This window comes from Enterococcus sp. LJL99, from assembly GCF_054871725.1.
In genome coordinates this window covers 191,127-203,890 of the sequence record NZ_JBTXLT010000004.1, presented here as the reverse complement: position 1 = coordinate 203,890, position 12,764 = coordinate 191,127, and the positions used below count along the sequence as shown (strand labels likewise).

The window sequence follows — 12,764 nt, the reverse complement described above, 5'->3', positions numbered from 1 at the left end:
TACCCTTAATAACAAAAAAATTTTCTATTTACTAGCAAGTTCATTTAGATAGAAAAAGGGCAGACTTAAGAAAATGTCCCATAGCCCCGCCCTTTTTATACATAATTTAATTATTTTGATTTGATATAATTTTGTCCGTTTGCTTTTGGACCAGATGCTTTGCCTAAGAAAATAACTAGGACTAAAATAGTTAAGACATATGGCGCCGCTTGTAAGTACACAGCTGGTATTGAAGATATAAATGGTAAGCCAGAACCTGCAATACTGATGTTTTGAGCAAAACCAAAGAACAGAGCTGCTCCCATAGCGCCTAGTGGATTCCATTTACCAAAAATCATTGCTGCCATTGAAATAAACCCTTGACCAGCAATCGTCGTTACAGAAAAACGACCAGCGATTGATTGCGCAAAAACTGCGCCACCAATACCACCAAGAAATCCAGATAATAGCACACCTGAATAACGCATGACATAGACATTAATTCCCAAAGTGTCCGCAGCTTGTGGATTTTCTCCAACAGAACGTAGACGTAGACCAAAACGTGTTTTAAATAAAATGAACCACGCAAGAACAGCCACAAGGATTGCTACAAAAGCAGGTAATGTCGTTTGTTTAAAGAATAAATCTCCTAAAATCGGAATATCTCTTAAAACTGGAATTGACGTATACCCAAATGTTTCAGGAATCGAATCTGTTTGCCCTTTTCCATAAATAATTTTGATTAAAAAGATTGCTAAAGCTGGTGCCATCAAATTGATTACGGTCCCGCTTATAATATGATCCGCACGTAGATTAATCGTTGCAACTGCATGGAGTAATGAAAATAACATCCCTACTCCACCACCGACTAAACAACCAATCCAAGGCGTGGCACTCCCAAATGTACTTGCAAAGGTTAAGTTAAATACAACCGAACTAAAGGCACCCATCACCATGATTCCTTCTAAACCAACGTTTACAACACCGCTTCGTTCAGAAAAAGTTCCACCCAACGCCGTAAAAATCAAAGGAGCAGAGTAAACCAATGTTTGAGTAATAATTGGAGCTAAAACTGCTATCCAGGCCATCTTAAATCTCTCCTCCTTCTTGACTATTCGGATCTGTTTTCCCAGCAAATTCTTCTACAACAGCCACTTCTTTTTTGTTTCTAGAAGCTTTTGCTAGTAGGAATCGAATCAAGTAATTAATTCCAACAAAGAAAATAATTGAAGCAATAACTACATCTACTAGTTCTGTTGGCACGCCTGCATTCAATGGCATCCCTTGACCACCTAGTTTTAAAACACTGAACAAGATAGCTGAGAGTAAGATACCGACGGAACTTCCGGCTCCTAGTAAGGAAATCGCCATTCCATCAAATCCGATACTTAATGAAGACCCTTGAACAAAGAAGTTTCCAAAAGTCCCTAGTCCTTGAACAACGCCACCTAAACCAGCTAAACCACCAGAAATGACCATTGATAAAACGATAGTTCTTTTACTGCTCATCCCAGCATATTCAGAGGCAAATGGATTCAACCCAACAGAGCGAATTTCATAACCTAAGGTCGTTTTCTTCATTAAGAACCAAATCAATACAAGAAAAATCAGTGCTAAAAAGATTCCTAGGTTCAAACGAGAACCTCCACTTATTTCTCTTAAAAAGTTTGTTCTAAGCGTCGCATTTTCTCCAACCATTTTAGTAATCCCTTTACTACTCATCCAATCAGGTGACATCACATTATTTACAATATGAGTACTAACATAAAGGAATACATAGTTCAGCATGATGGTTACGATTACTTCACTGGTTCCAAAATATGCACGAAGCAAACCAGGAATGGCAGCTGCAAGGGCACCTGCTAAAGCACCAGCGATAACGGCTAAGGGTAAAACGACCAATCTTGGTGCATCTGGCATCGCTAAAGCAACCCAGATACTTGTTACCCAGCCGCACAACGCTTGACCAGAAAGACCGATGTTGAAAAAGCCAGCTGAACTTGCAACTGAAAAGCCTAAAGCGGTAAAAATCAACGGTGCAACTGATACAAATATCTCACCGACACTTTTAGAACTCTTAAAGGCTGTATTTAACATTGCTTGGTAGCCTAAAATCGGGTTGTTTCCAACAATCAACATAATAATTGCACCTAGAACGAATCCCATTAATACTGATATAACAGGAACTAAAATATTACGAAGTTTTTCTCCTTGATTATTCAACACCCACACCTGCTTCCATGTTCAATTCTGCGCGCGCTTGCTCTAATGAGTAGCCAGCCATCAATAAGCCTAATTCGTTTTCAGTGGTTTCTTTTGGATCAACAATCCCTACGATTTCCCCACCATGAATAACAGCAATTCGATCAGAAACATTTAAAATTTCTTCTAATTCAAAACTTACTACTAAAACGGCTTTATCTTTGTCTCTTTGTTCAATCAATCGTTTATGAATATATTCAATTGCTCCTACATCTAGTCCACGTGTTGGCTGAGAAACAATCAACAAGTCTGGATCTCGATCAATTTCACGAGCAATGATTGCTTTTTGCTGATTCCCACCTGATAATGCTTTAGCTGGAACAAGCTCATTGACTGTTCGAACGTCATATTCTTCAATCAATCTTCTTGCATATTCGTTGATTTCACCATAATTCAAAACACCTTTATTACTTAATGGTTCTTTATAATATGTTTGTAAGGCAATATTTTCAGCCAATGTCATTTCTAACACAAGACCATATTTATGACGGTCTTCTGGAACATGACCAACGCCAGATTCTGTAATTTTACGTGGTTTCATGTTCGTGATTGAATCACCATTCAATGTAACTGAACCACTTTCTACTTTTCTCAAACCAGTCAATGCTTGAATCAATTCTGTTTGTCCATTTCCATCGATTCCAGCAATCCCGACTACTTCACCTGCACGAACATCTAAACTTAGTTTTTTTACAGCTTCCAAACCGCGACTTTCTTTAACCACTAAATCTTTGATTGATAATACGACTTCTTTAGGATTCGCAGGTTTTTTATCTGTTTTAAATGAAACCGAACGTCCTACCATCATATCTGCCAATTGTTGTGAAGAAACATCTTTGACATCAACTGTATCAATACTTTTCCCTCGACGGATAACCGTACAACGGTCAGCAACTTTTTTGATTTCATCTAATTTATGCGTGATTAAGATGATTGATTTTCCTTCATTCACTAAGCCGCGCATAATTTCCATCAATTCATCGATTTCTTGTGGTGTTAAAACAGCCGTTGGTTCATCAAAAATCAAAACATCGGCACCGCGATACAATGTTTTTAAAATCTCTACCCGTTGTTGCGCACCAACTGAAATATCTCTTATATAAGCATGTGGATCGACAGAAAGACCATATTGTTTTGAAACACGCTCAATTTCTGCGACAGCCTTTTTTTGATTTAACACACCTGCATTTGTCGGTTCACTACCTAAAATGATATTTTCAGTTACAGTAAAAGCATCCACTAACATAAAATGTTGGTGAACCATCCCAATTCCTAGACGGTTAGCAGCCGTTGGACTACTGATAGATACTTTAGAACCATTCATATAAATATCTCCAGAAGTTGGTTCTAATAATCCTGACAAAATATTCATCAATGTAGATTTCCCAGCGCCATTTTCACCTAACAAAGCGTGAATTTCGCCTTTTCGAACGGTTAAATTGATTGAATCGTTTGCTTTGAATGTTCCAAATTCCTTTGTGATGTTACGCATCTCAATAACATAGTTTTCTTGCGTCACTTTTTTTCACATCCTAATCGTTTAATCACTGACATTATCTACTTACTCATAGATCTTCAAATATACGTTTCCGACATGCATCAAAAAACAGAGTCATTCATCGCTTAAGACTCTTAAATAAGAAAAGAAACCTTCTTTTCTTATTTAAAACACTTAATTCACTATCAATTTTTAGTTAGAGAAGAAAGTAGCCTTTTTCGAAATAAGCTGAATCGCCCAAAAATGGTGGTACTATTTTTAAGAATCCAGACTTATTTCAAAAGGCTAACTACTTGTCAATTATTACGCGAATCTCATTACAGATTTAGCGCTATTGAATTTTTTATTCTTTTACTTCTTTAGGTGTTTCTGGAACTGTAATATCTCCAGCAATAATTTTTTCTTTTGCTTCATCAACAGCTTTTAACGCTTCTTCAGATAGGTTTCCTTTAGTAATGTCAACCCCACCATCTTTAAGTCCATAAGCTAAGTGTTCGCCACCAGGGAATTTATTGTCCCAAGCACGGTTAGAAATATCTTTAACAGCAGCACCTACACCTTTGATTGTTGATGTCAAAGTGAAGTTTTCATCTTTACCGTCTTTTTTGTATTTTCCGTCATTTTCTTGGTCACTATCTACACCGATAACCCAAACTTTATCTTTAGAACCAGCTTCATTTAAATCTTTCGCTTCTTGGAAGACACCTTGACCAGTACCACCTGATGCATGATAAATGATGTCTGCGCCTTTTTGGAACATTGATGCAGCTAACGCTTTCCCTTTAGCAGGGTCACCAAATGATGCTGCATATTCAACTTCAACTTTGATCTCCTTATTTTGTGCTTTCGCGCCATCGATAACACCTTGATGGAATCCAGCTTCAAAACGGTCGATAACCGCGCCTTCTTCACCACCGATGAAACCTACAGTGTCTGTTTTAGTTGTATAAGCTGCAGCAATACCAGCAAGGTAAGCAGCTTCTTGATCTTTAAAGGTTACAGAAACAACATTGTCTTTGCCTTCAATAACACTATCGATAATACCAAATTGTGTATCTGGATTTGAATCAGCTGCTGCACCAATTGAGTCAGCTAATAAATACCCAATACCGAAAATTGTTTTGAAACCATTTGAAACAGCTGTATCAATGTTTGTTACATACTCTGAAGCATCATTTGATTGAATGTAGTCATACCCATCAGCACCTTTTGATAAGTCATGTTCTTTACCCCATTCTTGTAATCCTTCCCAAGCAGATTGGTTAAATGAACGATCATCTACACCACCGACATCGGTAACAATTGCCACACTGTGGTCTTTGTCGAATTTTGAATCTTTACCGCCAGATGAATCTGTTGAGTCGCTTTTTCCTCCGCCACATGCTGCTAAAGCAACTGTCAATGTTACTGCAGCTAAGCCAAGACCAAATAATTTTGCTTTTTTCATTACTGTAAAGCCCCCTAAAGTAGTTTTATATTTTTTCAACAGTCTAATGACTGAATTGAACAATGAGTAAGTAGAACTAGTAATGCTTATTATAAATCTTTATCAGTAAACGCATAAGGTAACAAATCAGAAACGGTCGTTTCCAACGTGACACCATTTTCGCCAATCAGCGTGACAGGCATCGTTGGTTCACAAAATTCAGCCATCACCTGACGACAAGCGCCACATGGAGAAATTGGTTCTGGTGTATTTCCAATAATCACTAAATGCTGAAAATCACGTTCCCCTTCTGACACTGCTTTAAAAATCGCGGTTCTTTCCGCACAATTCGTTAAACCATACGAAGCATTTTCAATGTTGATTCCTTGATAGGTCTTGTCGTCTTTTGTGACTAGACAAGCTCCGACAGGAAAATGCGAGTAAGGAACATACGCTTTTTCCAATGCAGATTCTGCAATGAATCGCCATTCTTTTTTCGCCGTCATCTTTCCACCGCTCTCTTTTAGTAAATTAAATAATTAGTACCCAGTCGCTGTTTCACCAGCCATAATCGCGACCCCAGCACTTGTTCCGATACGAGTCGCACCCGCATCAATCATTGATTGTGCTTGTTCTTCATTATGGATACCGCCAGAAGCTTTGACTCCCATATCTGGTCCCACAGTTTGGCGCATTAATTTAATGTCTTCCACTTTAGCTCCGCCTGTTGAAAAACCTGTAGAAGTTTTAACAAAATCAGCACCTGCTTCTTTTGCTAATTCACAAGCTTTGATTTTTTCTTCATCTGTCAACAATGCAGTCTCAATAATCACTTTGACTAACGCTTTACCAGCAGCAGCTTTGACAACTGCCTCAATATCAGCTAATACTTTTTTGTATTGTTTTGATTTTAGCGCACCTACATTGATTACCATATCGACTTCATTTGCACCATTCGCAATCGCATCAGCCGCCTCATAGCCTTTAACTTCTGCTGTGTTTGCTCCTAAAGGAAAACCAATTACTGTACAAACTGCAACTGGCGAGTCTGCTAATTTTTCTTTTGCTAATGAGACCCAACAAGGATTCAAGCAAACTGAAAAGAAATTATATTCTTTCGCTTCCTCAATAATTCGTGTTACATCTGCCTCTGTAGCGTCTGCCTTTAAAATAGTGTGATCAATCATTTGGTTTAATTCCAACTTTATACACTTCCTTCCGCAGTTATTATATCATGAATCAACGCTGGTTCTTCACCAGAACTACCGATTTCAATATTTTTATATAAGAGTTCTTTCACTTCTTCAATATCTTCTTGGTTGGCGTAAATAGTTAGTAAAGATTCCCCGCTAGTTACAGGCATACCAACTTTTTTGTGTAACTTCAAACCAACTGCATGATCAACTGAATCCTCTTTCGTTGCTCTACCAGCTCCTAAGCGCATAGCCGCAATCCCAATTTCGTTTGCAACCATTTTTTGAACAACGCCCGTTTCTTTAGCTGGCAATTCAATTTCATACTTCGCAGTCAATAGACGATGCGGTTCGTCAACAATCGTATCATCACCGCCTTGATTACGAATCATTTCTCGGAATTTAGCCAGTGCTTTCCCAGATACTAACGCTTCTTCTAACAATTCACGCGCTTCTTCCAGTGTAGCTGCCTTTTTAGCAAGAACGACCATTTGGCTTCCTAAAACATAACACATCTCCACCAAATCTTCTGGCCCATTTCCTTGCAACGTTTCAATCGCTTCAACCACTTCTAAACTATTACCAATGGCTTCGCCTAGCGGTTGAGACATATCTGAGATAACTGCCATCGTTTGACGATCAGCCAATTGACCAATCCGTACCATCGTTTCAGCCAAACGTTTGGCTTCTTCAATGCTCTTCATAAAGGCACCTTCACCTGTGGTTACATCTAGGACAATAGCATCCGCACCCGCCGCAATTTTTTTACTCATGATTGAGCTTGCGATCAACGGGATCGAATCCACGGTTGCTGTTACATCGCGTAATGCATATAATTTTTTATCTGCTGGTGCTAGATCGCCAGACTGCCCAATAACCGCAACATGGCTTTCATTGACTAATCGAATAAATTCATCATCAGGTATTTCGACATGAAATCCCGGGATCGCTTCGAGTTTATCGATTGTCCCACCCGTATAACCAAGACCACGACCAGACATTTTTGCCACGCTAACACCTACACTAGCAACTAATGGCGCCAAAATAAGTGTCGTTGTGTCGCCAACGCCACCCGTCGAATGTTTATCTACTTTAATTCCTTGAATCGAGGATAAATCAATCATTTCACCTGAATGAGCCATTGCTAATGTTAATGTTGTTATTTCTTCATCCGTCATATCTTTATAGAAAACGGCCATTAAAAAAGCACTCATTTGGTAATCTGGGATTGTTCCTTCTGTGTAGCCTTTAACGATAAATTGAATTTCTTCATCCGTCAAACTAAATCCATCACGTTTTTTTTCAATAATGTCTACCATTCTCATTTTGGTTTTCCTCCGAATTCTCAATTCCGTATTATACACTAAAATCGTTCAGGTTTAAACACTTTAGTAAAACAGTTTACTAACTTACCACTCAATGTAACTGCTTACAATACGAACATTAAATCAAATTGTCCGACTTGTCAATTGATATGGTGCTATTTCTAATAATAAATGTTGTATCAAAAATTTTATTTGGTGTTTTTTGCAGCGGATCCGTAATCGCTTCCACCAGAAATTGCGCAGCATAATAACCAATTTCAAAACTTGGTTGGAACACAGTGGTCAACCCTGGAACAAGGTATTCAGAAATTTCTAAGCCATCAAAACCAATAACAGAAATATCTTCAGGAATTTTTTTACCCGCTTCTTCGATTGCTTGATAAGCGCCCATCGCCATCTCATCGTTTCCACAGAATATAGCAGTGATTTCTTCATTTTTTAAAACACGTTTCGCCGCTTCATACCCACCACCTAATGTCAGTTGCCCACTGCTGATGTATTCTGATCGAACAGGAATATCATTATCTTTCAGCGCATGTTTGTAAGCAGTCACTCGCTCAGTCAATTGATAATAGCCTTCAGTTTCTTTCAACATCGCAATCTGTCGATGTCCTTGATCGATTAAAAATTGAACCGCTTTGTAGGCCCCTTCATACTCTTTTACAATTAAGCGTCCTGTATCTCTCGGATTGATTCCTCGATCCACTAAAATCACTGGAACAGAATCCTCACGTCTATTTCTTAGAATATGATTCGCAGGTAAAATATTCGGCGTCGCAAAAATAATTCCATCGACGGAACGATGAATCAATTCAGTCACATATTTGGTAGCATTTTCGTCATCGTGTTTTGAATTACAGAGTAAGATCATATAGCCCAAAGAATTTAGATATGTCTCTACTCCTTCAATCACTTTAGAAAAGAAAAAATCTGTGACATCTGGCACGACCATCCCAATCGTTTTAGAATGACGGGTAATAATATTCGAAGCAAAATAATCTGGTTTATAATCGTACTTCTCGACTACTCTCATCACTTTTTGACGGGTCGCTTCGCTAAAGCGGCTCCCTTTATTATTTAAAATTTGGGAAACCGTGGTGATTGATACGCCTGCCATTTCTGCAATCTCTTTAATCGTTAATTTCATTTCTCATCCCTCCCTGGCATTGACAGGTTTTACTGAACATGATACATTCTTCGAAATACTTATCGAACGCTTCCAGTTTAACAGAAACAAATATAAAGAGATAGTAAAACTTTTTCAAATGAAAGGATGGACTAATGCAAAAAACAGTTGTAAAAAAATTACCTAAAATCGAGCTCCATTGCCACCTTGATGGGTCTATCAGACCGAAAACTTTAGTTTCAATCGCAGAAAAACAACAGTTACCGCTCCCAGAAGATTTTGAACAAATCAAAAAAGAAATGATCGCCCCTGCGAATTGTCAAAGTTTAGAAGATTATTTAACTTGTTTCGATTTTGTTTTGCCTTACTTACAAACAGAAGCTGCTTTAACGGAAGCTGCCTATGATGTTTTAAGTCAAGCAGCGGAGGAAAATGTGCATTATATAGAAGTTCGCTTCGCCCCTTCTTTGCATACTGAAAATGGGCTCACACATACCCAAATCATTACAGCTGTTTTATCTGGATTAAATCAAGGATTTGAAGCTTTCGGTGTAAAAAGTAACGCTTTACTGTGCGGGATGCGTCACGAAGAACTCACTGAGATCAAAAAAATCGTCCACTTAGCGGAGCAATTTAAAGAAAAAGGGATTGTCGGTTTCGATTTAGCCGGAAATGAAAGCGACTTTCCACCTAACACGTTCAAAGATGTCTTAAATCTTGCGACAGAATTAACCATCCCGTTAACCTTGCATGCGGGAGAATGCGGCTGCGGAAAAAATGTTGCCGATGCAGTGAAGTTAGGTGCCACTAGAATCGGTCATGGGATTGCGGTCAAAGATACGCCTGAATTTTTCTCATTGCTTCGTGAAAATGATATCCTGATTGAGATGTGTCCAACGAGCAATTTCCAAACAAAAACAGTTCAGTCGATTGAAGAATACCCATTCAAACAATTTCTAGCAGAAAAAATCAAAATTTGTATCAATACGGATAATCGGACGGTTTCTAATACATCCCTTACAGACGAATATCTAAACTTGCATAAATGGTATAACATTAGCTATGCTGACTTAGAGCAATTAAACCATTTTGCAGTCGATGGCGCATTTCTTCCAACTGACGAAAAACAAGCACTTCATGAGCTTTTAGCTATTGCTTATAAACAATAAACCGATCTTATTTTCATATACATTCAAAAAAACTACGGTACAAGAAAATCTAACGTTGATTTCTCATGTACCGCAGCTTTTTTATTTAGTTAGTCGCTCAAAACCAACCGTGCGAATTTCATATGGTTTTAGTTTGTCTCTTTCAACATCGGTTTGTTTTTCTTCTAGTAAGTTTAGTAAACAAGATGGTTCATGCCCATCTTTCTCAATTATCACTTTAGCAGTTTCTGCTGCCATATTAAAGCCTCTAACCACTAATTGTTGGTCATCTTCACTATTTTTAACTGCTGTCACTGCAAAAGTTTCCCCAACTGTTTTTAAATAGCTCGATTTTACTGGTAATTCCCCTTCTTGAATAGCAACTTGTTGGATACTGAAAGGAATTTGATCCGCATAAGCTGTTTTATACGTGGAGAATCGTTCAGCAGCGCTCCCGTGAAAATTAATCCCATATTCAAATTTATGTTCACCTAAACACTGCGCTTCTGGTGTTGGGAAATAGCCCCAATCACCCATTTCACCAACCGCTCTAAATAAGGTCAATGCAATAACATTTTCTGCTAAAATTTCATATTCATTCAAACCAAAATTTGATATAGTGACGCCGGTTTCTCCATCGTGAACATTGACGAACGCATGTTGATGTTGTGGATTGGTCGGATTTTCCCAACTCGCACTGACTTGATTGGGTCGTGTAACCACTTCATAAATACTATCCGCTTCATGCGTCTTTGTTTTGAGATCAGTTGGAAATAAGACGCGTAACCGATGATCTTTCATCTGATTATTTAGTGACGTTTCAATCCGTAAACGACTGCTATCTCGCTCCATTGTCACAATAGTTTCAATAACTAATTCTTTACATTGTTTAGAACGACCTGCTTTGCGATAACGGAAATCAACCACTGCTTCTTGTTCTTTTTCCAACAAATCGTCCGCCGAAACGGGTATTATCATCTGCTGAACAATTTTTACTTGCGCACAATAAGGTTCGTCTTTGATGATCGTTCGTTCTGCATGTGAATTTGTCGAAAAGATCGCTGAAGTGTTGGCTGGTTGTTTGTAAATATACTCATTACCAATATCTCCTGTATCTTCGAAAGTCAATAACTCTTCATACATTTTACCAGTTTTCTTATCCTTCACATTCAAGCTTCCATTTTCATTGAACAAAACCACTAACTCACTATTTTCTAAAATAATTTTTTCCCGATCCTGAACTAAGGAATCTTTAGTTTCAACTTTTGATTGGCGAGGAACAAGAGCCACTGTTTCCCAAGAGAAAGCTGGAAAATCTTTGACTAACCATTCAACATCAATGATTTTCGCCATATACGGCACTCTAAATCGATCTTTTGGTAAATCATAGCCATATTGAACACTAGGTAAGGAAATTTTTGCTGGAATACACGTCCCGTTTTTATCCATTAGCTCAAAGATTGGTGTTTCACTTTCTTGTAATTCTTCCCATAATTTATGTGGGACACCCTCTTTGAAAAGTTTCCGTTCAATTTCGATTTGCGTTTTAACTATGCCTGTTTTTTCATAACCTGATGTGTTGAAAATTGTAAATGGAAAACTGTCTGCTGGAAATCCACTAGTATTGATTGCTGCACCTAAAACAGTCAACGCTTCCTCTGCAACATAGTTCGCCACTTCATTTGCTTTTTCAAACCTCGGAATCATTTCTCTATGAACTTCGTCTACTGAACAACCGCAAATACTATCGTGAGGATGATTTTGTAGTAATAATTTCCAAGCATACTCTAATTGATCATGCGGGTAACTTTTCGTCAATTCATAAGCCATTGTCGCTAAGGGTTCTGCTCTATTTTCCAGTTGACGTTGAACCGTTGTATTCCATTGTTTCAAATAAACACGAGCAGAAGCCGTATTTGCCAGAGTATACCAGCCATCCGTTTCTTGACTAGTCAACTCCCCATGAACCGTACCAACATGTTCAGGTAGGGATTGACGAACTTCCTGAATATAGGTATCAAAATCAGAATGAATAAATTCATATTCTGGAAACAATTGATTAGCCAAAGCAATCGCTTGACTAATATCTTTTTGAACAGGTTGATGATCGACTCCATTCATCATCAACAGATGTTCCGTTGAAGCAAAACGTTCAACATCCGCTAATTTCTCTTTCCAGAAAAGTCGCGCTTCTTTTTCAGTGGCTGGAATTTCATTGCCATTACTGTACCAGTTGGCAAACAACAATCCTAAAATACTACTACCATCTGGTCCTTGCCACCACATTTCAGAATACTGTGAAGAGTAATTTTCTTCTTCCAACACTTCGTTATTGAAGCCAACTGGTTTAACGCCACGCCCGAAAGCCGCCACATCTAAGCCTGCTTGCTTCATCATTTGCGGTGTTTGCCCCATATTACCAAACGTATCAGGGAAATAACCTAACATGACAGGTGTGCCCCATTTTTCACTCTCTTTTTTCCCAATTAACATATTCCGTACATTTGATTCTGAACTAATCAAGAAATCATCTTGTAAAATGTAAAAAGGCCCAATTTTTAATTTTCTGTCAGCAATTGCTTGCCGAACTTCATTTTCACGCTCAGGTCGAACTTGTAAATAATCATCTAAAATAATGGTCTGTCCATCTAAATGAAAGCTTTTAAATTCAGGATCCTTAGCAATAATTTCTAGTAAATCATCCATTAGCTCAACTAAACGCATATGGTGCTGTTCGTAAGGTAAGTACCACTCACGATCCCAATGAGAATGGGAAATGATATATACTTTTTTCTTCATCAAATATT

The 12,764-nt window shown here is 38.2% G+C and carries 10 protein-coding genes; 1 reads left to right on the top strand and 9 read right to left on the bottom strand.

Features of this window, described 5'->3' with window-relative positions; all coding sequences use genetic code 11:
* Nucleotides 1-110: 110 nt before the first annotated feature.
* The 8 genes from ACYSNW_RS08140 to ACYSNW_RS08105 form a co-directional block, all read right to left on the bottom strand.
* Nucleotides 111-1,067: an ABC transporter permease gene (locus tag ACYSNW_RS08140; protein ID WP_461743987.1), complete on the bottom strand. Its 957-nt coding sequence runs from the start codon at nucleotides 1,065-1,067 to the stop codon at nucleotides 111-113.
* 1 nt (nucleotide 1,068) lies between these two features.
* On the bottom strand, nucleotides 1,069-2,202 hold the full coding sequence (locus ACYSNW_RS08135) for an ABC transporter permease (RefSeq protein WP_461743986.1): 1,134 nt from the start codon (nucleotides 2,200-2,202) through the stop codon (nucleotides 1,069-1,071).
* Nucleotides 2,195-3,760 (bottom strand): ABC transporter ATP-binding protein, encoded by a 1,566-nt coding sequence (locus ACYSNW_RS08130; RefSeq protein ID WP_461743985.1) that lies wholly within the window; start codon nucleotides 3,758-3,760, stop codon nucleotides 2,195-2,197. Before ACYSNW_RS08130 ends, ACYSNW_RS08135 begins: the two co-directional genes overlap by 8 nt.
* Nucleotides 3,761-4,082: 322 nt before the next feature.
* Nucleotides 4,083-5,186, bottom strand: coding sequence for a BMP family lipoprotein (locus tag ACYSNW_RS08125; protein WP_461743984.1), 1,104 nt, complete (start codon nucleotides 5,184-5,186; stop codon nucleotides 4,083-4,085).
* Nucleotides 5,187-5,275: 89 nt separating this feature from the next.
* Nucleotides 5,276-5,671 carry a cytidine deaminase gene (locus tag ACYSNW_RS08120; RefSeq protein ID WP_461743983.1) on the bottom strand — a complete coding sequence of 132 codons (396 nt, stop codon included), beginning with the start codon at nucleotides 5,669-5,671 and terminating at the stop codon, nucleotides 5,276-5,278.
* Nucleotides 5,672-5,704: 33 nt separating this feature from the next.
* Nucleotides 5,705-6,367 (bottom strand): deoxyribose-phosphate aldolase, encoded by a 663-nt coding sequence (gene deoC, locus ACYSNW_RS08115; RefSeq protein ID WP_461743982.1) that lies wholly within the window; start codon nucleotides 6,365-6,367, stop codon nucleotides 5,705-5,707.
* 2 nt (nucleotides 6,368-6,369) lie between these two features.
* On the bottom strand, nucleotides 6,370-7,683 hold the full coding sequence (locus tag ACYSNW_RS08110) for a pyrimidine-nucleoside phosphorylase (protein WP_461743981.1): 1,314 nt from the start codon (nucleotides 7,681-7,683) through the stop codon (nucleotides 6,370-6,372).
* Nucleotides 7,684-7,801: 118 nt separating this feature from the next.
* A complete protein-coding gene (locus tag ACYSNW_RS08105; protein WP_461743980.1) occupies nucleotides 7,802-8,830 on the bottom strand; it encodes a LacI family DNA-binding transcriptional regulator in 1,029 nt (342 codons plus the stop codon).
* A 134-nt stretch (nucleotides 8,831-8,964) separates the two neighbouring features.
* Here ACYSNW_RS08105 and add point away from each other — a divergent pair, with 134 nt between their 5' ends.
* Nucleotides 8,965-9,978: an adenosine deaminase gene (gene add / locus ACYSNW_RS08100; RefSeq protein WP_461743979.1), complete on the top strand. Its 1,014-nt coding sequence runs from the start codon at nucleotides 8,965-8,967 to the stop codon at nucleotides 9,976-9,978.
* 81 nt (nucleotides 9,979-10,059) lie between these two features.
* On the opposite strand, the gene ACYSNW_RS08095 is transcribed toward add, so the two are convergent.
* Complete coding sequence (locus ACYSNW_RS08095; RefSeq protein ID WP_461743978.1) at nucleotides 10,060-12,756, bottom strand: alpha-mannosidase; 2,697 nt, start codon at nucleotides 12,754-12,756, stop codon at nucleotides 10,060-10,062.
* Nucleotides 12,757-12,764: the final 8 nt, after the last annotated feature.